Raw genomic sequence first — 20674 nt, 5'->3', positions numbered from 1 at the left:
ATGCCTTCGCAGAAACTACGAAGGCATGATTCGTTCATGATTTCCTTGGCAAACAAAGAAAACAATCGTATATCATAACACCTCGGTAGGAAATTAAGCGCAAGCGCACCTACTGTCTACGGTTTGCATATTCACTTTGAGAACCTTAGATAGATTAGCATGTTTGACCGAAGAAGTCAAATGCGATCTTATCTGAAGGATTGCAGATTCACGCGCACGCTTGGTCCCATCGTCGAGGAGATGGCAACGCTTTTCAGGTAAACCCCTTTAGCGGCAGCAGGTTTTGCTCTGAGCAGAGCGTCAACCAGCGCTTTGAAGTTTTCTGCCAGCTTGTCAGCATCGAACGATACTTTACCGAGCGGAGCATGAATTTGACCTGCTTTGTCAAGACGGTATTCGATTTTACCTGCTTTGATCTCTTGAACAGCTTTCGCTACGTCGAACGTAACCGTACCGGCTTTCGGGTTCGGCATCAAGCCTTTACCGCCGAGCAAACGGCCCAGTTTACCAACTTCACTCATCATGTCAGGAGTGGCTACGCAGACATCAAAATCGAACCAGCCTTGTTGGATTTTGTTGATCATGTCGCTATCGCCGACAAAGTCAGCGCCAGCTGCTTCCGCTTCCTTCGCTTTATCGCCTTTGGCGAAAACGAGTACGCGTTTGGTTTTACCAGTACCGTGCGGAAGTACAACGACGCCGCGGACAGCCTGGTCTTGTTTTCTTGGGTCAACGCCCAGACGAACTGCGATATCGACAGTTTCGTCGAATTTGGCAGGGGCTGTCTTCTTAACCAGCTCAATAGCTTCTGCCGGATCATAGAAAGTATCAGCCGAGACCAACTTGGCTACTTCCTGGTATTTCTTACCGTGTTTAGGCATTTCTAGTCCTCCTTAGTGGTAATAGCGGATAATCCTCCCACCGAGCGGCTTATATGCGCCGCATTCCAATCGGAATTAATCTTCGATGACGATACCCATGCTGCGAGCCGTACCTTCAACCATGCGCATAGCAGCCTCTACGGATGCAGCGTTCAGGTCAGGCATTTTTTGCTCAGCGATTTCGCGAACTTTCGCGCGCTTCACGGTAGCAACTTTCTTCTTGTTTGGTTCGCCGGATCCTTTTTCGATCCCAGCAACTACGCGAAGCAGAACTGCAGCCGGAGGCGTTTTGGTGATGAATGTAAAGGAACGATCCTCGAAAACTGTGATTTCAACCGGAATGATAAGGCCCGCTTGATCGGCAGTACGAGCATTGAACTCTTTACAGAAAGCCATGATGTTCACGCCTGCTTGACCGAGAGCCGGACCGATTGGTGGAGCCGGATTCGCTTTAGCGGCTTGAACTTGAAGCTTTACGATTTTGATTACCTTTTTAGCCATGTTGGACACCTCCTTGCACTTAGTGTGGTCGGACGGGCGCTAGGCCCTCCCACTAACGAAGGTCTATCCCGGGGAATAGACCTGACGGAAACCCTTAAATTATAATTTCTCCACTTGATGGAAATCCAGTTCAAGCGGGGTTTCTCGGCCAAACATATTGACGTGTACCTTCAGCTTGCTTTTGTCGACGATAATGTCTTCCACCGTTCCGACAAAATTCGCAAAAGGACCCACCTTGACGCGCACGGTTTCCTTGAGGTCGAAGTCGATTTTCGGCTTCGGCTCCTCCATCCCCATGTGCTTCAGGATCGCTTCCACTTCCTCTGGGAGAAGAGCGGTAGGCTTGGAGCCTGAACCCGTAGAGCCTACGAACCCGGTCACGCCCGGCGTATTGCGAACGACATACCAAGAGTCATCGGTTTGAATCATTTCCACGAGGACATAGCCGGGATACACTTTGCGCATGACGGTTTTTTTCTTGCCGTCCTTGTTCACCAACTCTTCTTCCATCGGCACAAGCACGCGGAAGATCTTGTCCTGCATTTCCATAGACTCGACGCGCTTCTCGAGGTTGGCTTTGACCTTATTCTCATACCCCGAATAGGTATGTACTACGTACCATCTTTTCTCCATCGTTTCTATTCACCTATAGTCCTGTTTTATTTAAAAACAAGGCGCAAAAGTTCTGTAATACCGAGGTCCAGCACATAGAAATAAACGGTGATGAAAGCAACCGTACCTATAACAACGAGCGTATAGGAGATCATTTCCTTGCGGCTCGGCCACTTTACTTTTCTGAGTTCTGACCAGCTATCGGCGAAGAACGAAAAGGTGGACCCGAAGCTTTGTTTCATCTTTGCTAAGAAAGCCATGAACTACACCTCCAAGGGACTACCTGGTTTCGCGATGAGCCGTATGTTCATTGCAAAATCTGCAATATTTCTTCAACTCAATGCGGTCGGGATTATTGCGCTTATTTTTAGTGGATGCATAGTTTCTTTGTTTGCAATTCGTGCACGCTAATGTGATGATAACCCGCATGATGTACACCTCCTACATACGCTTTCTGATTACAGCCCTTTTTGCGCATCAGAAAGAAAGCGACACTTAGGGCTACCTGAACTACTTTAGCACATCTTTCGACAGCGTGTCAAGAAAGAAGTATCACCAGTATAGACCTCCCCGTGGCGTATTAAACCTGTCGGCAACAAAAAAAGCGCCCCCTCATCTGCATGTGGGAACGCTTATAAGTCGCGTACTTCCAGGTACCTCTCCAGCTTGCGCTTGACGCGCTGCAACGCATTATCAATCGATTTGACGTGACGATCCAGATCAACAGCAATTTCCTGATACGAGCGGCCGTCCAAATACAGCATCAGCACTCTGCGCTCCAAGTCACTGAGTATCTCGCCCATCTTGTCTTCCAAGCCCGTAAACTCTTCCTGATTGATAATGAGCTCTTCGGGGTCCGTGACGCGGGAGCCGCAAATGACGTCCAGCAGCGTACGGTCGGAATCTTCATCGTAGATAGGCTTGTCCAGAGAAACATAAGAGTTCAGCGGAATATGCTTCTGACGGGTAGCTGTCTTGATCGCCGTAATAATCTGCCGCGTAATACAGAGCTCGGCAAACGCCTTGAACGACGCCAGCTTGTCGCCACGGAAGTCACGGATAGATTTATATAAACCTATCATGCCCTCCTGAACGATGTCCTCACGGTCAGCGCCTATCAAAAAATAGGAGCGCGCCTTGGCTCGGACAAAATTCTTATACTTGTTAATCAGGTACTCCAGCGCTTCACTGCTGCCTTCACGGACTGCTTCGACTATGTCTTCGTCTGGCTTGAGGTCATAATCGTACATTCTCAATTCTTTGAGGTCGACACTCACCAACAATCCCTCCGGCCTGCAAGACTACCCAGATTCACTTCAAGGATAGTGTTAGTATACATTATGTAATCTGCGATCGTCAACGGGGAACCCTGTTATTTCTAGTATTTGGGAGTTTATTCACCGCGTCTCCAGCGCTCGAAGAGCGCGCGGAGGTCGCCGTCCATTTTGCCGTCGACCGGATTTTTTTTGGCGCTTGTCTGCTCGCGAATCCGCTCGCGCACCTCACGGCGGCTCTGATTGATCTTCACCAGCAGCTCCCCGGCAGGCAGCCGCAACGCTCCCTTGCCGAAGATGACGTGCTGCTCGATCATGTCCGAGGTAGCTACGTGAATTTGCCGGCGGCGGCCGATCAGGCTGACAACCAGCCGTTCGATCAGCTCGTCGGCGGTTTCCTTCTCCTTGGTGTAGAGCACGCGCAGCTTGCTCTGCAGGTACTTTTTGCCCAACCCCGGAACTTTATAAGCGTCGAAGACCAGATAAACCTTCATCCCCGAAAAAGACTGGTATTCCGCCAGCATGTGAATCAGCCGGTTACGCGCTTCCTCCAGATCGGTATCCTTGAGCTTCTGCAGTTCAGGCCAGGCTCCGATGATGTTGTAGCCGTCCACGATCAGGAATTCTTCCATAGGCTTAGCTCAAACTACGCTGCCGAACCACTTCATACATCAGCACGCCCGCGGCAACCGATGCGTTCAACGAATTGACGTGCCCGGACATCGGCAGCTTGACCAGAAAATCGCATTTTTCCTTGATCAGTCGACCGACGCCCTTGCCCTCATTCCCGATAACCAGCGCAATCGGCAGCTTGAAGCTGGCCTTGTAAACATCCTGCGCCGCGGCAACGTCCGTTCCGGCGACCCACACGCCCGCTTCCTTCAGCTCCTCAATCGTCTGCGCAATGTTCGTCACCCGGGCCACAGGCACGTATTCAACGGCGCCGGCCGACGTTTTCGATACGGTGGCGGTCAAGCCGACCGAGCGGCGCTTGGGAATGATGACGCCGTGCACGCCCGTGCAGTCGGCAGTCCGCAAAATCGAGCCGAGGTTATGCGGATCCTCGATCTCGTCCAGAATGAGGATAAACGGTTCCTCGTTCTTGCGCCGCGCCGCCGCCAAAATATCCTCAATCTCCGCATATTCGTAAGCGGCCACCTGCGCCACCACACCCTGGTGCTGGATGCCCTCGGCCATTTGATCGAGCTTGCGCTTGTCGATGAACTGGACCACGATGCCGTGATTTTTCGCTTCGGCGACAATCGGTCCGGCAAACGGTTTTTGCGCGTTGTCGGCAATCCAGATTTTGTTGATTGTTCGTCCGGCGCGCAGCGCTTCCAGCACGGAGTGCTTTCCGCCGATATACTCTTCCATCGGTACCCCTCCTATTCCTTCGTAACCTGCCGCGAGGCCAGCGCGCAATCCAGCAGCTCCTTCAAACGGCCGTATGCTTGCTTGTAATACAAATAGCCGATCAGGCATTCAAAAGCCGTGCTGTGCCGGTACTCCAGCACATCGGCGTTTTTAGCCGTCGAGCCGGACTTGGCGTTCCGCCCGCGCTTGACCATGTCCAGCTCCTCTTCCGTGAGGAGCGGCAGGATCGCCTCCAGTTGCTTGGCCTGCGAACGTGCCGACACATAACCGATCGCCGTGCGATTCAAGTGATTCGGCCGATGATTCGGCTGGCTGATCACGTACTGGCGGATATAAACTTCATATACGGCGTCGCCCATATAAGCAAGCGCCAAAGGATTCATCAAATGCGGGCTTTTGGCCGGGGCAAAATGAAATAAATTCACGTTGGAAAACGATTCGCTCATTTACGCCGCCAACGGATTCCTTGCGGAGTATCCTCAAGGAAAATGCCTTTCCCGGTCAGCAAATCGCGAATTTCATCGGCGCGGCTCCAGTTCTTGGCCTTGCGCGCCTCGGTCCGCTCGACAATCAGCTGTTCGATCTCTTCGTCCAGCAGCTCGTCGCCACCCTGCCGCAAAATGCCAAGCACGCGGTCAAACGCCTCCAGCTGCTCCAGGAACAGCTGAACGCCGCCAACGGTCACCCGCTCGTGCTGCAAATACAGGTTCGCTTCCGCGACCAGATCGAACACCGCAGTTATCGCGTCGGGCGTGTTGAAATCGTCGTTCATTTTCTCGACGAATTGACCGCGCGTCAGCTCAGCCCGCTCCTCCACCAGCGCATCCGCGGGACCGGGTGAAGCCGTAGCCAAGCGATGCTTCAAATTGTCGTAAGCGTTCTGAATCCTCTCCAGTCCGTTAGCGGCCTGCTGCACGCTGTCATCGCTGAAATTCAACGGATTGCGGTAATGCGCGGCCAACATGAAGAAGCGGAATACCTCGGGCCGGATGTTCTTCAACAGATCGCGAATCAGGATACCGTTGCCGAGCGATTTGGACATTTTTTGATTATCGATGTTGATGAACGCATTATGCAGCCAATAGTTGGCCATCGGTTTGCCGGTCAACGCCTCAGTCTGAGCAATCTCGCATTCGTGGTGCGGGAAACACAAATCCTGCCCGCCGCCGTGTATGTCGATCGTTTCGCCCAAATAGCGTTTCACCATTGCCGAGCACTCGATATGCCAGCCGGGGCGGCCTTGGCCCCACGGGCTTTCCCAGTAGATTTCGCCCGGCTTGGCCGCTTTCCACAGCACGAAATCCTGCGGGCTCTCCTTACGCTCATCCACGTCGATGCGGATGCCGTATTGCAGCTCCTCCAGATTCTGGTGCGACAGCTTGCCGTAATCGGCAAATTTGGCGGTCCGGTAATAGACATCGCCGCCCTTTTCATAAGCAAAGTCCTTGTCGACCAGCTCGGCAATAAAAGCGATGATGCCTTCCATGTTTTCCGTCACGCGCGGATTCAGCGACGCTTCTTTGACGCCAAGCGCCCGAACGTCCTCATAATACGCCTGAATGTAGGTTTCGGCCAGCTCCGGCACGGTGCTTCCGGTCTCCTCTGCCTTGCGGATCAGCTTGTCGTCAACGTCCGTGAAATTGACTACGTAGTTCACTTCAAAGCCCTGGAATTCCAAATAGCGGCGCACGACATCGAAGAAGATCGCCGGGCGGCCGTTGCCGATATGAATATAGTTATATACCGTTGGTCCGCAGGCGTACATCTTCACCTTGCCGGGTTCGATCGGTACAAAAGCTTCCTTTTTACGAGTTAACGTATTATACATTTTGAGCGTCATGCTCTCTGTGTCCTCCATTCTTTTGCCGTTCCCGCTCCAGCTCCGCCTTCAAATCCTCAATTTGCTGCTGCAGGTTTTTGCACAGCTCGATGACCGGATCGGGCAAGTTATTGTGATCGAGCCGATTCACGCGCACGCCGTCGCGCTTGACGATTCGGCCGGGTATGCCGACGACGGTGCTATTCGGTGGAACCTCCTGCAGCACGACGGCGTTGGAGCCAATCTGCGAGTTGTCGCCCACCGTGAACGAGCCGAGAATTTTGGCCCCCGAGCCGATGACGACATTATTGCCGATGGTCGGGTGGCGCTTGCCTTTCTCTTTGCCGGTGCCGCCAAGCGTCACGCCCTGGAACAGCACGACATCGTCGCCGATCTCGCACGTCTCGCCCACGACCACGCCCATGCCGTGATCAATGAACAGCCGTTGGCCGATGACCGCTCCGGGATGAATTTCGATACCCGTCATGAACCGGCCTGTCTGCGAAAGGATACGGGCAATCGTATACAGCTTTTTCTTGAAAAACCAATGAGCGACGCGATGCCACCAGATGGCATGCAGTCCCGAATACGTAAAGGCGACCTCAAACCAGCTGCGGGCCGCGGGGTCGTTCTCGAACACGGCTTTAATGTCGGAGCGAATTGTTTTCCACATGCTTTCACCTTCTTCAGAGTTACAATGATGGATGTCGCAAGCCTGCATCGGCTCCAGCCAGCCGAACCTTCGGTTATACCAACCGATTCTATGCAAAAAAGCCCCCGCAGCCCGTAGGCTGCAGAGGCGATCTAACGCGGTTCCACTCTGCTTGGTGACCAGGAGGTCTTCCAACTTGACGCCCGTAACGTGGGGGGTTCCGGCCACGCCTACGGATTCCTTCGGCGCAGCAGCTCCCAGGTGCATTTCCGGTTAACGGGATTGGATAACTTGCAGCCGGAGCAGCGCTCCGATTATCCTCTCTGCGAATCCCTGATTAAACGTACTCTCCTGATCGACGCTTTTCATCTACAGCTTAGTATAGCGAATTACCGTAAGTATTACAATAAGCTTTGCAGGCGCCTTGCGACTTTTTCCTGGCCCAGCAAATACAGCGAAGCGTTGAGGTCCGGCCCGTGCACTTGTCCGGTCAGCGCGGCGCGAATCGGCATGAACAGCTGCTTGCCCTTGAAGCCGGTCTCCTTCTGCACCTGCTTGACGAGCGCCGGAATCGCTTCGGCCGTGAACGCCTCAGCCTGCTCGACCTGCTGCAAAAAGCAACGCAGCACAGTCGGCACATGCTCCTCGCGCAAAATCGCCGCAGCTTCTTCTTCCACCGTCAGCTCGTCGCGGAAAAACAGCTGCGACAGCTCGACGATTTCCGCTGCATAGCGCATGCGCTCCTGATTCAGACCGACCAGCGCGGACAGCCAATCGTCCGCCTGCGCCGGCGAACCGTCGGCGAGCAGCCCGGCCCGCTCCAGATGCGGACGGCACAGGTCGACGACGCGCTCCAGCGGAGCTTTTTTCAAATAATGATTGTTCATCCAGTTCAGCTTGTCCATATCAAACACGGCCGGGCTCTTGGATACCCGATTGAGATCGAATTGCGCCGCCAGCTCCTCCAGCGTGAAGAACTCCTCTTCGCCGACAGGCGACCAGCCGAGCAAAGCGATAAAATTGACCACGGCTTCCGGCAAATAGCCCAATTCCTGATATTGCTGAATGAATTGGACGATCGACTCGTCGCGTTTACTCATCTTCTTGCGGTCTTGATTCAGAATCAGCGCTAAATGCGCGAACTGCGGGATGTCCAGCCCCAGCGCTTCATACATCATCATTTGTCTTGGCGTGTTGGACAGATGCTCTTCGCCGCGGACGACCAGATTAATTTTCATCAGGTGATCGTCAAGCACAACGGCAAAATTGTAGGTCGGAATGCCATCCGGGCGGACGATAATGAAATCGCCGATGCCATTCGAGTCAAACTCGACGTGGCCGCGTACCCGGTCCTCGAACGCGAACGTGCGATCCTCCGGCACGCGGAAGCGCACCGACGGCTTGCGTCCTTCGGCTTCATAGGCCGCGATCTGCTCGGGCGTCAGACTCCGGCACTTGCCGGAATAACGCGGCATTTCGCCGCGGGCTTCCTGCTCCGCGCGCTCTGCCTCCAGCTCCTGCTCCGTGCAGTAGCAGCCATACGCATGGCCTTCGGCCAGCAAACGCTCCGTAAACGGCCGATACAGGTCCAGTCGCTCCGTTTGCCGGTACGGGCCGTACGGACCGCCGACGTCGACGCTTTCGTCCCAGCTTAGGCCCAGCCATTTCAGCCCGTCGAGCTGATTGCCGATGCCGGATTCCACGTGGCGAGTCTGGTCGGTATCTTCAAAGCGGATGACAAACGCTCCGCCCTGACTCCGCGCGAGCAGATAGTCAAACAGCGCCGTGCGGGCGCCGCCAATATGTAAATGTCCGGTCGGACTTGGTGCATATCGCACACGCAATGTCGTTGTCATGTTACAAACCCCTCTTTAACCCATAATATCTGCTATTCTAGCACACCTCGAATTAAACAAACAACCGACTGCGCGGCGATGCCCTCGCCCCGTCCCGTGAAGCCGAGCTGCTCCGTCGTCGTCGCTTTCACATTGACCTGATCGGGCGCCGCTTCCAGCGCGTCCGCGATGATTTCTACCATTTGCGGGATATACGGCGCCATCTTTGGCTTTTGCGCGATGATCGTCGAATCGGCATTGCCGAGCCGATAGCCGCGTTCCTTTGCCAGCGCCCAGACCTTTTTCAGCAGCACAAGACTGTCCGCATCCTTGAACGCTTCCGACGTATCGGGAAAATGCTTGCCGATATCGCCCAAGCCCAACGCGCCGAGAATCGCGTCGCTGATCGCGTGCAGCAGCACGTCGGCGTCGGAATGGCCGAGCAGCCCTTTTTCGTAGGGAATCGTCACGCCTCCGATGATGCATTTACGGCCTTCTACCAACTGATGTACATCAAACCCTTGTCCTACTCGAAACAACCTGGTCACTCTCCCCTGACATTGTGTAAAATCCATTCGGCCCAAGGCAAATCCTCGGGCGTGGTGATTTTGATATTGTAGTAGTCCCCTTCTACCACCCGCACCACCGTTCCGGTCCGTTCCACCAGCATCGCGTCGTCGGTGCCGACAAAGCCTTCGCGCTCAGCGCGCTCGTATGCCTCCAGCAAAAGAGAAAGCTGAAAAGCCTGCGGCGTTTGTATCGCCCACAAGCTTCGTCGGTCCGGTGTGGATTGAATGCACTTGGCGTCGTCGACCACCTTGATCGTGTCCTTGACGGGAACCGCGAGAACGGCTGCGCCATGCTCCTGCGCTTCGCGCCAGCATGCCAGCACCTGACCGGCGGCAGGAAACGGCCGCACGCCGTCATGCACCAGTACCCACTCGGTACCGGCAGCGAGCTTCTCCAGCCCACGATGCACCGAATGCTGACGCTCCGCCCCGCCGGCGATTACCGCAGTAACCTTGTCCAAGGCATAGCGCTCGACATACTCGCGACAGCGGTCGCAGTCGGCTTCCCCCGTCACCAGCACAATCTCATCCACTTCACATATGTTTTGAAATAATTGCAGCGTATGTACCAGAATTGGCCGATCCCCCAGCGGCAAATACTGCTTGCTTTCCGTCGTCTTCATTCGGGAGCCCTTGCCTGCGGCGACGATCACTACACCCAGCTTGCTCATTGCGTCTCTTCCCCACCTGTATCAAGTGCGCTGCGGAGTTACCCGACTCCGATGCGCGGGATCGCGCAGTCATGACGTTCTTCAGCCTGCCGGCTGCTCAGCTGCCGCGTCCTTTTCCTATCATACTGGTTTACTGGGCTTTTTCCAATAGCTTGGGCTTGGCAAAAATCATTCGTCCCGCCGACGTCTGCAGCACGCTGGTCACCATCACCTCAAGCGTCGTGCCGATAAATTCGCGTCCGCCCTCAACCACAATCATCGTGCCGTCATCAAGATACGCTACGCCTTGGCCATGCTCTTTACCGTCCTTGATGACCTGTACGACAATTTCTTCACCCGGCAGCACCACGGGCTTGACCGCGTTGGCCAAATCGTTGATGTTCAGCACGGACACGCCCTGCAGCTCGCACACCTTGTTCAGATTGAAATCATTCGTGATGACCTTGCCCTGCAGCACCTTGGCCAGACGAACCAGCTTGCTGTCCACTTCGGAAATTTCTTCGAAATCCCCTTCATAGATCAATACCTTTACTTCCAATTCCTTCTGGATTTTATTCAAAATGTCCAGCCCGCGCCGCCCGCGATTGCGCTTGAGCAGATCCGAGGAATCTGCAATATGCTGCAATTCCTCCAGTACAAATTCGGGAATTACCAGCGTACCTTCGATAAATCCGGTCTTGCAAATGTCGGCAATTCGTCCGTCGATAATAACGCTTGTATCAAGAATCTTATGTTCTTCGTACGGCTTGTGCTTGGACTTCTCCTGCCCGCCCGCACGACTGCGCGCCATGAACTGCGCCAATTCCTCGCGCTTGCCGTAGCCGACGCGAAAGCCCATAATGCCAAGTACTGCCGACACGACAGCCGGAACCAAAGGACCGCCCCACGCCAGCAGCTCCAGCACCGGAAACACCAGCAGCGCAATGAGCAGACCTACCACCAGCCCGATTGTACCCGATACCAGATCGGATGCCGGTACATCGGCGACATTCTGTTCGCCGCGCAGCAGCAGCTTCATCCCGATATCCGCCAGCCAGCCGAACAAACAAAACATCGCTGCTGCGCCCAGCCCCGCCACCCAATAGGCTTGTCCGTTGTCTGCAGCAAAGCCGCCCAGGCTTGCCAAAGCTCCGCTCCACTGATAACCTAAACTTCCACCCATGATTGCAAAAATGATTTGAATCCATTTCTTCATCACAGATTCACCTCCACAATGATCATTTCAATTCCTGTTACAATTATGTTCCAATTTATCCAACGCTAATCATGGAAATTGAAATATTGAAGGTGTTCCTTTATAATGAGGTTGGAAATCAATCACATCGAGGTGGATGGAATGGACTCCCTGACGTTAAAGCATTTTCAGGATCAAGTCTCAGAATTATTGCTGCGTCACCGAAGCTTGCTCGATGTCGTCTCCAAGTTCCAGCAAACTAACGCAGCCGCCAACCGCTCCGTGATCAAATCGATTACGGAATGCGGATGCATCGAGGTACATGCCGCCAAGCAGGAATATCATCCCGAAATGACCTTGGAGGAAGCCAAGGACGTCCGCGGGACGCATGTGGCCGGCGAGCTATGCGAGCATTGTATGGAAGCGGTAAGCGCCGAGCTTGGACGTAATTTGTTTTATATGTCGGCGCTCAGCAATTTGCTGAAGGTAGATTTGGACGAGGTTCTCCAGAATGAATCGAAAAAATGCTCCACGCTCGGACTGTTCAATATGTCCTGAGACATCAAAAAAAGCATTTCTTCCCACTGAGCTGTCAGCGGAAAAGAAATGCTTTTTCTTTGCCTTTTGAAATGATTACAAATCCGATTTCACGGAATTTTCTTCAACTACGCCCTTGCGTTTGTTGCGGCGGCGCAGCCGGATGAAGATGCCGTCAACGTTTTTTTTTAAGCCATAAAGCGCGTACAGCAGCAAAGGTACGAAAATCATTTTGGACACGGAGCCGGGCCATTTAATCGCAATCAGCACAGCTACAGCCACAATGATCGGCGTGATCCAGATCGCGGCCTTAGGGATGCCCGCTTTCTTGAAGTTCGGATATTTGACAGTGCTGACCATCAAATAGGACAACAGCAGCGTGCTGACCAGCAGCACATAAGCGTTAATATCGCTGTGGAACAAAGCGAGCGTACAGAGCACGCCACCAGCCGCCGGAATCGGCAGTCCGATGAAATAACCGGGAACGCCGGCAATAACGTTAAAGCGGGCCAAGCGCAATGCGCCGCAGATCGGGAACAGCGCGGTGATAATCCAGGCTAGCGCAGGGCTGATGATATGCGGATCGTTAAACGCGACAACATACATAATGAACGCGGGAGCTACGCCGAAGGAAATCACGTCCGACAGCGAGTCGAGCTCTTTGCCGAATTCACTTTGCGCATTCAATGCGCGCGCTACGCGGCCGTCAAGACCGTCCAGCAGCATGGCTACAATGACCAGCACCGCAGCGCGTTCCGGCTGGTTGTTGAATACTAAAATAATCGACAAAACGCCTAAAAACAAGTTCCCTACCGTAAACAAGCTGGGAATTGATTTCGTTAACATAAGTTTAGTCCACCTCTGGATTTACTATACCCCAAAATGACTGATCGCAGTCACCCCTATAACAAACGGTACTAGTGATACTTTATGATTGTATGCAATTTAAATATGTCTGTCAATGAGGACTTGATCCTGAATCCGCTTTAATCCCTCTTTAATGGCGCGCGCTCTGACTTCGCCAATTCCATCCACTTCATCCAGCTCTTCAATCGTTGCCATCATGATGTGCGGCAAATAGCCGAATTTCTCGACCAGATTGGAAATGATGATCGACGGCAGCCGTGGAATTTTGTTTAAAACGCGGAAGCCCCGCGGCGATACAGGCTCCTCGTTCACCGCACTTGCTTGCGGATAGCCTAACAGGCGCACGATCTGATTCGGCTCCAGCAGCTCGTCGGAGGACAAGCGCTTTAAACCCAGCGTCGCGTCCCGCACCCGATCCTCGCTGTACTCGCGTATGTAATCCTTCATCAACAGACGCGCCTCCAGCTCGGAGTTCCCGACCAGCTCCTCCAGCTGCATGCTGATCAAGCGCCCTTCGTTGCCAAGCTCGTTAATATAACGGTTGATTTCGGCTTTGATGCGCAGCACCATTTCTACACGGGCCACAACATTGGTCACATCGTGCAGGGTCACCAGTTCTTCGAATTCCGAAGCGCCGAGATTGGTTAGCGATTGATCCAGCACCACCTTATAGCGCTCTAGCGTCTGAATCGCCTGATTCGCCTTGGTCAGAATAACCCCGATATCTTTAAGCGCATAGCGCAAATTGCCTTGATACAACGTAATGATATTGCGGCGCTGCGAGATGGAAACGACCAGCTTCGACGTTTGCTTGGCGACGCGTTCGGCAGTCCGATGGCGAATTCCCGTCTCTGAGGAGGGGATGGCCGAATCGGGAATAAGCTGCGTGTTGGCGTAAAGTATTTTCTTCATATCCTCGCTGAGAATAATTGCCCCGTCCATCTTAGCCAGTTCGTACAAATAATTGGGCGAAAAATCACAGTCGATGGAAAAGCCGCCATCCACTATCTCCATCACCTCGGGGCTGTAGCCGACTACAATCAGTCCCCCGGTTTTGGCGCGCAGCACGTTCTCCAAACCGTCGCGGAACGGGGTACCCGGCGCCACCATTTGCAGCAGCTGACTCATCACATCGCGTTTGACTTCATCTTTACTCATGTTCTTCCTCCTGAAAGCATGCTGGCTGATACGAAGCGGTGCGGCACAGCCTTCGCCCGGCGGCTTGGCAAATCATGAACCGAGCGCCGCAGCCAGCGCCTCGGCCACGGTATTCACGCCAACGATCTCCATCCCGGAGGGCGGCGTCCAGCCCTTCAGGCTTTTCTCCGGCATGATGACACGCCGGAAGCCCAGCTTCTGCGCTTCCTTCACCCGCTGATCGATGCGGGAAACGCCGCGAACCTCGCCGGTCAACCCGATTTCGCCGAATACGACGTCATATGGCTGAGTCGGCTTCTCCTTGAAGCTCGACGCAATGCTGATGGCTACCGCCAAATCGACAGCCGGTTCATCCAGCTTGACTCCTCCGGCGACGTTCAAATAGGCGTCCTGATTTTGCAAAAACATGCCCATGCGCTTTTCCAGCACCGCAATAATGAGCGACAGCCGGTTGTGATCGACTCCCGTGGCCATACGCCGCGGCGAAGGGAAATTCGTCGTCGATACGAGCGCCTGAATCTCTACCAGCACCGGACGTGTTCCTTCCATGCTGGCGACTACCGTGGAGCCCGCTACGCCAAGCGGCCGCTCGGACAAGAACAGCTCGGACGGATTATTGACCTCTGCCAGACCGCTTTCCCGCATTTCAAAAATACCGATTTCGTTCGTCGAGCCAAAGCGGTTCTTGACCGCTCGCAGCAGCCGATACGAATGATGGCGTTCTCCCTCAAAATATAGCACGCAATCGACCATATGTTCGAGCAGCCGCGGACCGGCAATCGCACCTTCCTTGGTCACATGCCCGACCAGCACCGTCGCGATGCCCTTCCCTTTAGCTATTCTCATAAAATGTCCCGTGCATTCCCGCACCTGTCCCACCGTGCCCGGCGCCGATGCGATGCCCGGATGATAAACCGTCTGAATCGAGTCTATGACGAGAAAATCGGGGTCGACTTCTTGAATCGCTTCCTCAATCAGCTCAAGGTTGGTCTCGCACAGCACATACAGCAGCTCCGAAGACGCCTGCAGCCGGTCTGCGCGCAGCTTCGTCTGTTTGACCGATTCCTCGCCCGATATATATAACACCTTCTGCCGCGCCTCAGCCAACGCGAAGGAGGTTTGCAGCAGCAGCGTCGATTTGCCGATACCCGGGTCTCCCCCGACCAAAATCAGCGAGCCGGGTACAATGCCGCCTCCGAGAACCCGGTTCAGCTCCTGATTGTTCGTTAATACACGCGGTTCAGGGCTGCTTTCTATATGTATGAGCGCCATCGGTTTTTCTTTCGTGCGGGCAGCAGAAGAATTCATCCCCTGCGTACGGACAACGGTTTCGATTTCCTCCACCATCGTATTCCAACCCTGACAGCCCGGGCACTTTCCCATCCATTTCGGCGACTCATAACCGCATTCCTGACAACAAAACTTCGTTTTGGTCTTGCTCATTTGCGCCGGCTCCTCTTGTCGTCATTCATCCTGTGGACATCTTTCCCACCTGACGATACTCACCCTTCAAAGTTTACCATTTTTCATAAAACGGCGAAAGGGCCGCAAGTCATCAATCTGAGCTGACCGAATCGCCTTCAAATAGGAAAAAGCGCTCTGCCCGGCCATTGGCCAACGCAAAGCGCTTGAATGGTATCTTCTTATTTAGCGGCTACTTCTCCCCGCAGCACGACCAGTTCGCCTTCCTGTTCGTCGATCGTCAGCGCGTCGCCTTTGGAAATATTGCCCTTCAGCAGCTCCTCGGACAGACGGTCTTCGATATGCTTCTGAATCGCTCTGCGCAGCGGTCTCGCGCCGTAAGTCGGGTCAAAGCCTTCTTTGGCCAAGAACAGCTTCGCTTTGTCGGTGAGCATGAAGTCAACTTCCTGCTCCTTCAGACGTTTGCGCAGATCGTCCGCCATCAGGCTGACGATGCGAGCGATATGCTCTTCGCCCAACGAGTGGAACACGATAATTTCGTCGATCCGGTTCAGGAACTCGGGACGGAAGCTTTTTTTCAGCTCGCCCATGACCTTTTCCCGCATGTTGGAGTAATCGCGGCCCGCATCCTGCACGGCGGTAAAGCCCAGCGAGGAATTTTTCTTGATCGCTTCGGCGCCGACGTTCGAGGTCATGATGATCAGCGTGTTGCGGAAATCGACTGTGCGGCCTTTGGAATCGGTCAGTCGACCGTCTTCGAGTACCTGCAACAAGATGTTAAACACTTCCGGATGCGCCTTCTCGATCTCGTCGAGCAGGACAACCGAATACGGCTTGCGGCGTACCTTCTCGGTCAGCTGACCGCCTTCTTCATAACCGACATATCCCGGAGGCGCTCCGACGAGTCGCGAGGTCGAATGCTTCTCCATGTACTCCGACATGTCGATGCGGATGACGGCGTTATCGTCGCCGAACAGCGATTCGGCGAGCGCGCGGGCCAGCTCAGTTTTACCGACGCCTGTCGGTCCAAGGAAAATGAAGGAGCCCATTGGACGCTTAGGATCTTTCAAGCCGGCTCTCGCCCGGCGGATTGCGCGGCTGACGGCTTTCACCGCTTCCTCTTGGCCGATCACGCGCTCGTGGAGGATGTCTTCCATTTTCAGCAGGCGCTGCGTTTCTTCTTCAGCCAGCTTGCTCACCGGAATGCCGGTCCAGCTTGCCACGACCTGCGCGATATCCTCCGGCGTTACTTCGGTATCCATGCGGCCTTGCTTTTCTTTCCAGTCGTTTTTCGTGGAATCCAGCTCTTCGCGCAGCTTTTGCTCCGTGTCGCGCAAACTGGCCGCTTTCTCGAACTCCTGGCTTTGCACGGCCGCGTCTTTTTCCTTGCGGATATCCTCCAGCTTGTTCTCCAGCTGTTTCAGACTAGGCGGAATCGTGTAAGAGCGAAGTCTTACCTTGGAGCTGGCCTCGTCAATCAGATCGATGGCTTTATCCGGCAGGAAGCGGTCCGTAATGTAACGGTCGGACAATTTCACCGCTTCTTCGATCGCAGCGTCCGTAATTTTCACGCGATGATGCGCTTCGTAACGGTCGCGCAAGCCGTGGAGAATTTGAATCGCTTCTTCCGGCGACGGTTGATCAACCGTAATCGGCTGGAAGCGGCGCTCCAGCGCAGCGTCTTTTTCAATATATTTGCGGTATTCGTCCAGTGTGGTTGCACCGATGCATTGCAGCTCGCCCCGGGCCAACGCCGGCTTCAGGATGTTGGAAGCATCGATGGCTCCCTCCGCGCCGCCTGCGCCGATCAGTGTGTGCAGCTCATCGATAAACAAAACGATGTTGCCGGCTTGACGAATCTCGTCCATGATTTTTTTCAGACGATCCTCGAATTCGCCGCGGTACTTCGTACCGGCTACGACCGAGCCCATGTCCAGCGTCATGACGCGTTTATCTTTTAACGTTTCCGGAATTTCGTTGTTGATGATTTTCTGTGCCAGTCCTTCGGCAATCGCGGTTTTACCGACGCCAGGTTCGCCGATCAGCACCGGATTGTTTTTCGTCCTGCGGCTGAGCACTTGAATCACGCGCTCGATTTCCTTGCTGCGGCCGATTACCGGGTCCAGATGGCCTTCTTTGGCGAAAGCCGTCAGATCGCGAGCCAGACCATCCAGCGTTGGCGTATTGATGTTCGGGTTGGTGCCGTGGCTTGGCGAAACGCTTTCGCTGCTGCCCAACAGCTGAAGCACCTGCTGACGCGCTTTGTTCAAGCTGACGCCGAGATTGTTCAGCACTCTGGCCGCTACGCCTTCACCCTCACGAATCAGTCCGAGCAGAATGTGCTCTGTACCTACATAAGTATGACCCAGCTTGCGGGCTTCGTCCATCGACAGTTCGATGACCTTCTTCGCTCTTGGCGTGTACGCAATATTGGTCGGCTGCTCCTGGCCGCGACCGATCAGCGACTCCACTTCGTCCTGGATTTTTTCCAGACCTAAGCCCAGGCCAACCAGCGCTTTTGCAGCAATTCCTTCACCTTCACGAATAAGACCGAGAAGAATATGCTCCGTGCCGATATTGTTGTGTCCTAAACGAACAGCCTCCTCTTGAGCCAGAGAAAGCACCTTTTGCGCGCGTTCCGTAAATCTTCCAAACATCATAGAGAAACACCTCCAAAAGTAGTATATCTATAGAAATCCAAAAGGATGAATCTAAGATCGCCCAAATCGCTCCCGAATCAGCTGCGCCCTGCGGATATCGCGATCCTCGGCCGAAAGCTTGACGCCTGACGTTTGCTGCAAAAAGCCCGGCTGCGTCATGACCAGCAGTTCGTTCAGCACATTCGCCGAAAGCTCGCCGATCATGCCCAGATCGATGCCCAGACGCACATCCGACAAACGCTGCGCGGCTTCCTTCGAATCCATAATCGCTGCGAAGGACAAAATGCCCAACGACCGATTGACTCGGTCGAGGATCCGCATGCGGGAATCCTGCAGCAGCTTCTGACGGGCGGCACGTTCATGCTCGATAATTTGCCGGGCAACCCCGTGCAGATTGTCGATGATCTCATCTTCCGATTGGCCCAGCGTAATCTGATTGGAGATTTGGAACAAGTTACCTAAAGCTTCGCTGCCTTCCCCATATAATCCTCTAACCGTCAACCCAACTTGTGTAACAGCCGATAAAATCCGGTTGATTTGCTGCGTTAACACAAGGGCCGGTAAGTGCATCATCACCGAGGCGCGAATCCCCGTCCCGACATTCGTCGGACAGCTGGTTAAGTAACCTCTCTTTTCATCATACCCGTAATCGAGATGGGATTCAAAAATATCGTCGATTTGATTGGCCAAATCCCATGCTTCCTTAATCTGAAAACCGGGGCACAGGCATTGAATCCGCAGGTGGTCTTCTTCATTGACCATGATGCTGATCGATTCATTTTCGCTGAGGATGACTGCACCATTGCGCGATTCATTGGCCAAATTCGGGCTGATCAAATGCTTCTCGACCAGCACCATTTTCTCCAGCTCGCTTAGTTCGGAAAGCTTCACCAGCGAGAACCGGCTGATCGTCTCCAGCTCCTCATTGTTCAGTACCTCCGACACCTGATCCAGTACTTCCTGCGACTGTTGATTCGTCGCCAGCATCGGGTACGGGTAGCCTTTCATATTGCGAGCAATCCGAATGCGGCTGCTGATGACAATATCCGATTCCGGTCCGTCACCCTTCATCCATTCACTCAGCGCATCGCCGGTAAACCGATGTAACGTCACACCCTGACACCTCCCTCAAGAGTTCTGTCCGCCGGACATTTTCTTCTCCAGCCCTCGAATCTGATCGCGGAGCTTTGCCGCCTGCTCGAATTCCTCGCGTTCAATGCTGGACATCATCTCTTTCTTGAGCAGTTCAAGCTCGCGCTTATGTTGGATCAAGCCGCCTGTCCGTTTCGGCACCTTGCCGACGTGAACCGTATTGCCGTGTACTCGTTTAAACAGCGGGTCCAGACGCTCCGAAAAGCTTTCATAACAGCAATCGCAGCCGAATCGCCCCAGCTTGCTGAACTGGCTGTACGTCAGCCCGCAATTCTCACAGCGGATGGTCTGCGTTTTATTCGTCATCGAGCCTGCGCTGCCCGGGTCAAAATCGAGCAAACCCGAAAGTAAATTATGAATGGAAAAACCATTGGATGTTCCGGGAATCATCTCGCCCTTCTCGCGGGCGCACGCTTCGCAAATGTGGAACTCGGTCTTTTCTCCGTTTACGATTTTCGTAAAATGCAACGTCGCCGGTCTTTTGCCGCATTCCTGACAAATCATCTCGTCGTCCCTCCCTATTTGCTGAGTAAAGCAATCAGCATGGCTTTTAAAATCCTCGCCCGGATTTCATCGCGCAGCGGAAGTTTAAAAGTCAGCACCTCTCGAGATATCGCCGCCCGGATCAGGTTCGCTTCACGGGGAGTAATGTACTTGCCTTCCTGAAGCTGATACACAAGCCCATCCGAGGTCACTTGATCGATATGGGTATGAATCGTTTGGCAAATATGGTCGAGAATCGAGCCGTGCGACTTCAGCTCAATCCGCTGAATCCGAATGTAGCCGCCACCGCCTCGTTTGCTTTCCACCAAATAGCCCTTCTCCAGCGTAAACCGGGTGCTGATCACATAATTAATCTGTGAAGGCACACATTGAAATTGATCGGCCAACTCGTTTCGCTGGATTTCAATCGCTCCCTCGGTGCTTTGCTGTAGGATATGCTTCAAATATTGCTCAATAATCTCAGATACATTGCGCATCAATTCAGCCCTCCCACAAAGCCTCTGAAAAGTTAAATTGACTTTGACTTTCTTTGACCTTAATTTGATTATAATCAGTTTCGCTGTTTTTGACAAGTGCTGGCTTTCAATTGCTTCTATATACAGTATGGACAAAAAAATACCGGCTTAACGTACACAGGGTTGGCAATTGCTGTGTCCTTGACATGGCTTGTAAAGTAAACGTCAAAAAAGCCCTTTGAGCATCAGCTCAAAAGGCTTCTTTATCGTCTGCTTGGCAACGTTCTACTCTCCCGGAACCCTGCGGTTCAAGTACCATCGACGCTGGAGGGCTTAACGGTCGTGTTCGAGATGGGAACGCGTGGGTCCCCTCCGCCATCATCACCAAACAGTCAGTCCAATACCTTACGGTATTCCCTGAAAACTAGATACGAAACAAGTCGTTGTGTTACGCGTGAGTGTTGCTTGTGTTGTGGTTAAGCCCTCGACCGATTAGTATTCGTCAGCTCCATACCTTACGGCACTTCCACCTCGAACCTATCTACCTCGTCGTCTTC

At 53.7% G+C, this 20674-nt stretch carries 23 protein-coding genes, 2 rRNA genes and 1 other annotated feature (1 of these 26 cut by a window edge); of the genes, 1 reads left to right on the top strand and 24 read right to left on the bottom strand.

The genetic code is table 11. From position 1 onward, the window contains the following. Positions 1-140, bottom strand: a sequence feature (ribosomal protein L10 leader region) (it extends 14 nt beyond the left edge of the window). 48 nt (positions 141-188) lie between these two features. The 15 genes from rplA to B5M42_RS24295 all read right to left on the bottom strand — a co-directional run bounded on the left by rplA (position 189) and on the right by B5M42_RS24295 (position 11383). Beyond that, positions 189-881, bottom strand: coding sequence for a 50S ribosomal protein L1 (gene rplA / locus B5M42_RS24365; protein ID WP_134756051.1), 693 nt, complete (start codon positions 879-881; stop codon positions 189-191). A 75-nt stretch (positions 882-956) separates the two neighbouring features. Next, a complete protein-coding gene (gene rplK / locus B5M42_RS24360) occupies positions 957-1382 on the bottom strand; it encodes a 50S ribosomal protein L11 (RefSeq protein WP_126144112.1) in 426 nt (141 codons plus the stop codon). Between the two features lie 99 nt (positions 1383-1481). Then, the gene (nusG, locus tag B5M42_RS24355) at positions 1482-2015 is read right to left on the bottom strand and encodes a transcription termination/antitermination protein NusG (protein ID WP_134756049.1); all 534 of its coding nucleotides are present in this window, start codon (positions 2013-2015) and stop codon (positions 1482-1484) included. Positions 2016-2041: 26 nt separating this feature from the next. After that, positions 2042-2254 carry a preprotein translocase subunit SecE gene (gene secE / locus B5M42_RS24350; protein WP_134756047.1) on the bottom strand — a complete coding sequence of 71 codons (213 nt, stop codon included), beginning with the start codon at positions 2252-2254 and terminating at the stop codon, positions 2042-2044. A gap of 19 nt (positions 2255-2273) precedes the next feature. Then, the gene (gene rpmG, locus B5M42_RS24345) at positions 2274-2423 is read right to left on the bottom strand and encodes a 50S ribosomal protein L33 (RefSeq protein ID WP_134756045.1); all 150 of its coding nucleotides are present in this window, start codon (positions 2421-2423) and stop codon (positions 2274-2276) included. Between the two features lie 203 nt (positions 2424-2626). Continuing rightward, positions 2627-3271 carry an RNA polymerase sporulation sigma factor SigH gene (sigH, locus tag B5M42_RS24340; protein WP_134756043.1) on the bottom strand — a complete coding sequence of 215 codons (645 nt, stop codon included), beginning with the start codon at positions 3269-3271 and terminating at the stop codon, positions 2627-2629. Between the two features lie 116 nt (positions 3272-3387). Then, complete coding sequence (locus tag B5M42_RS24335) at positions 3388-3900, bottom strand: NYN domain-containing protein (RefSeq protein ID WP_134756041.1); 513 nt, start codon at positions 3898-3900, stop codon at positions 3388-3390. A gap of 4 nt (positions 3901-3904) precedes the next feature. Then, positions 3905-4642, bottom strand: coding sequence for a 23S rRNA (guanosine(2251)-2'-O)-methyltransferase RlmB (gene rlmB / locus B5M42_RS24330; RefSeq protein ID WP_134756039.1), 738 nt, complete (start codon positions 4640-4642; stop codon positions 3905-3907). Positions 4643-4653: 11 nt separating this feature from the next. Continuing rightward, complete coding sequence (locus tag B5M42_RS24325) at positions 4654-5088, bottom strand: Mini-ribonuclease 3 (protein ID WP_134756037.1); 435 nt, start codon at positions 5086-5088, stop codon at positions 4654-4656. Next, positions 5085-6482, bottom strand: a complete 1398-nt coding sequence (cysS, locus tag B5M42_RS24320; RefSeq protein WP_134756035.1) for a cysteine--tRNA ligase — start codon at positions 6480-6482, stop codon at positions 5085-5087. Before cysS ends, B5M42_RS24325 begins: the two co-directional genes overlap by 4 nt. Next, positions 6463-7134 (bottom strand): serine O-acetyltransferase, encoded by a 672-nt coding sequence (cysE, locus tag B5M42_RS24315; protein ID WP_230633172.1) that lies wholly within the window; start codon positions 7132-7134, stop codon positions 6463-6465. The genes cysS and cysE overlap by 20 nt, the downstream gene beginning before the upstream one ends. A gap of 380 nt (positions 7135-7514) precedes the next feature. After that, the gene (gene gltX, locus B5M42_RS24310) at positions 7515-8969 is read right to left on the bottom strand and encodes a glutamate--tRNA ligase (RefSeq protein ID WP_134756033.1); all 1455 of its coding nucleotides are present in this window, start codon (positions 8967-8969) and stop codon (positions 7515-7517) included. Between the two features lie 32 nt (positions 8970-9001). Next, complete coding sequence (ispF, locus tag B5M42_RS24305; RefSeq protein ID WP_134756031.1) at positions 9002-9487, bottom strand: 2-C-methyl-D-erythritol 2,4-cyclodiphosphate synthase; 486 nt, start codon at positions 9485-9487, stop codon at positions 9002-9004. Between the two features lie 5 nt (positions 9488-9492). Further along, a complete protein-coding gene (gene ispD, locus B5M42_RS24300; protein WP_134756029.1) occupies positions 9493-10188 on the bottom strand; it encodes a 2-C-methyl-D-erythritol 4-phosphate cytidylyltransferase in 696 nt (231 codons plus the stop codon). Between the two features lie 130 nt (positions 10189-10318). Beyond that, positions 10319-11383 carry a PIN/TRAM domain-containing protein gene (locus tag B5M42_RS24295; protein ID WP_134756027.1) on the bottom strand — a complete coding sequence of 355 codons (1065 nt, stop codon included), beginning with the start codon at positions 11381-11383 and terminating at the stop codon, positions 10319-10321. Between the two features lie 141 nt (positions 11384-11524). On the opposite strand from B5M42_RS24295, the gene B5M42_RS24290 reads away from it, so the two are divergent. Continuing rightward, positions 11525-11920 (top strand): DUF1573 domain-containing protein, encoded by a 396-nt coding sequence (locus B5M42_RS24290; protein ID WP_134756141.1) that lies wholly within the window; start codon positions 11525-11527, stop codon positions 11918-11920. Positions 11921-11995: 75 nt separating this feature from the next. On the opposite strand, the gene pssA is transcribed toward B5M42_RS24290, so the two are convergent. The 9 genes from pssA to B5M42_RS24245 all read right to left on the bottom strand — a co-directional run. Then, positions 11996-12745 (bottom strand): CDP-diacylglycerol--serine O-phosphatidyltransferase, encoded by a 750-nt coding sequence (gene pssA / locus B5M42_RS24285; RefSeq protein ID WP_230633171.1) that lies wholly within the window; start codon positions 12743-12745, stop codon positions 11996-11998. 99 nt (positions 12746-12844) lie between these two features. Then, entirely contained in the window at positions 12845-13924 is a 1080-nt protein-coding gene (disA, locus tag B5M42_RS24280) for a DNA integrity scanning diadenylate cyclase DisA (protein WP_134756025.1), read from the bottom strand. A 72-nt stretch (positions 13925-13996) separates the two neighbouring features. Continuing rightward, positions 13997-15367 carry a DNA repair protein RadA gene (gene radA / locus B5M42_RS24275; protein WP_134756023.1) on the bottom strand — a complete coding sequence of 457 codons (1371 nt, stop codon included), beginning with the start codon at positions 15365-15367 and terminating at the stop codon, positions 13997-13999. 200 nt (positions 15368-15567) lie between these two features. Beyond that, positions 15568-18006 (bottom strand): ATP-dependent protease ATP-binding subunit ClpC, encoded by a 2439-nt coding sequence (gene clpC, locus B5M42_RS24270; protein WP_134756021.1) that lies wholly within the window; start codon positions 18004-18006, stop codon positions 15568-15570. 51 nt (positions 18007-18057) lie between these two features. Further along, positions 18058-19119: a protein arginine kinase gene (locus B5M42_RS24265; protein WP_134756019.1), complete on the bottom strand. Its 1062-nt coding sequence runs from the start codon at positions 19117-19119 to the stop codon at positions 18058-18060. 15 nt (positions 19120-19134) lie between these two features. Further along, positions 19135-19662 (bottom strand): UvrB/UvrC motif-containing protein, encoded by a 528-nt coding sequence (locus tag B5M42_RS24260; RefSeq protein WP_134756017.1) that lies wholly within the window; start codon positions 19660-19662, stop codon positions 19135-19137. A 14-nt stretch (positions 19663-19676) separates the two neighbouring features. Further along, positions 19677-20138, bottom strand: coding sequence for a CtsR family transcriptional regulator (locus B5M42_RS24255; RefSeq protein WP_134756015.1), 462 nt, complete (start codon positions 20136-20138; stop codon positions 19677-19679). Between the two features lie 251 nt (positions 20139-20389). Continuing rightward, positions 20390-20506, bottom strand: a 5S ribosomal RNA gene (gene rrf / locus B5M42_RS24250). A gap of 83 nt (positions 20507-20589) precedes the next feature. Beyond that, a 23S ribosomal RNA gene (locus B5M42_RS24245) occupies positions 20590-20674 on the bottom strand; the annotation flags it as partial.

It is taken from the genome of Paenibacillus athensensis (assembly GCF_004514475.2).
Lineage (GTDB): Bacteria > Bacillota > Bacilli > Paenibacillales > NBRC-103111 > Paenibacillus_AL > Paenibacillus_AL athensensis.
This window is presented reverse-complemented; position numbering and strand designations above follow the sequence as displayed.

Bases quoted from the DNA above. Each gene is read 5' to 3' on its own strand.
- nusG (WP_134756049.1), bottom strand. From the start codon at position 2,015: ATGGAGAAAAGATGGTACGTAGTACATACCTATTCGGGGTATGAGAAT.
- rplA (WP_134756051.1), bottom strand. From the start codon at position 881: ATGCCTAAACACGGTAAGAAATACCAGGAAGTAGCCAAGTTGGTCTCG.
- cysS (WP_134756035.1), bottom strand. From the start codon at position 6,482: ATGACGCTCAAAATGTATAATACGTTAACTCGTAAAAAGGAAGCTTTT.
- pssA (WP_230633171.1), bottom strand. From the start codon at position 12,745: ATGTTAACGAAATCAATTCCCAGCTTGTTTACGGTAGGGAACTTGTTT.
- ispD (WP_134756029.1), bottom strand. From the start codon at position 10,188: ATGAGCAAGCTGGGTGTAGTGATCGTCGCCGCAGGCAAGGGCTCCCGA.
- B5M42_RS24255 (WP_134756015.1), bottom strand. From the start codon at position 20,138: ATGCGCAATGTATCTGAGATTATTGAGCAATATTTGAAGCATATCCTA.
- secE (WP_134756047.1), bottom strand. From the start codon at position 2,254: ATGGCTTTCTTAGCAAAGATGAAACAAAGCTTCGGGTCCACCTTTTCG.
- disA (WP_134756025.1), bottom strand. From the start codon at position 13,924: ATGAGTAAAGATGAAGTCAAACGCGATGTGATGAGTCAGCTGCTGCAA.
- rpmG (WP_134756045.1), bottom strand. From the start codon at position 2,423: ATGCGGGTTATCATCACATTAGCGTGCACGAATTGCAAACAAAGAAAC.
- B5M42_RS24325 (WP_134756037.1), bottom strand. From the start codon at position 5,088: ATGAGCGAATCGTTTTCCAACGTGAATTTATTTCATTTTGCCCCGGCC.
- rplK (WP_126144112.1), bottom strand. From the start codon at position 1,382: ATGGCTAAAAAGGTAATCAAAATCGTAAAGCTTCAAGTTCAAGCCGCT.
- radA (WP_134756023.1), bottom strand. From the start codon at position 15,367: ATGAGCAAGACCAAAACGAAGTTTTGTTGTCAGGAATGCGGTTATGAG.
- rlmB (WP_134756039.1), bottom strand. From the start codon at position 4,642: ATGGAAGAGTATATCGGCGGAAAGCACTCCGTGCTGGAAGCGCTGCGC.
- gltX (WP_134756033.1), bottom strand. From the start codon at position 8,969: ATGACAACGACATTGCGTGTGCGATATGCACCAAGTCCGACCGGACAT.
- cysE (WP_230633172.1), bottom strand. From the start codon at position 7,134: ATGTGGAAAACAATTCGCTCCGACATTAAAGCCGTGTTCGAGAACGAC.
- B5M42_RS24335 (WP_134756041.1), bottom strand. From the start codon at position 3,900: ATGGAAGAATTCCTGATCGTGGACGGCTACAACATCATCGGAGCCTGG.
- B5M42_RS24290 (WP_134756141.1), top strand. From the start codon at position 11,525: ATGGACTCCCTGACGTTAAAGCATTTTCAGGATCAAGTCTCAGAATTA.
- clpC (WP_134756021.1), bottom strand. From the start codon at position 18,006: ATGATGTTTGGAAGATTTACGGAACGCGCGCAAAAGGTGCTTTCTCTG.
- B5M42_RS24260 (WP_134756017.1), bottom strand. From the start codon at position 19,662: ATGATTTGTCAGGAATGCGGCAAAAGACCGGCGACGTTGCATTTTACG.
- B5M42_RS24295 (WP_134756027.1), bottom strand. From the start codon at position 11,383: ATGAAGAAATGGATTCAAATCATTTTTGCAATCATGGGTGGAAGTTTA.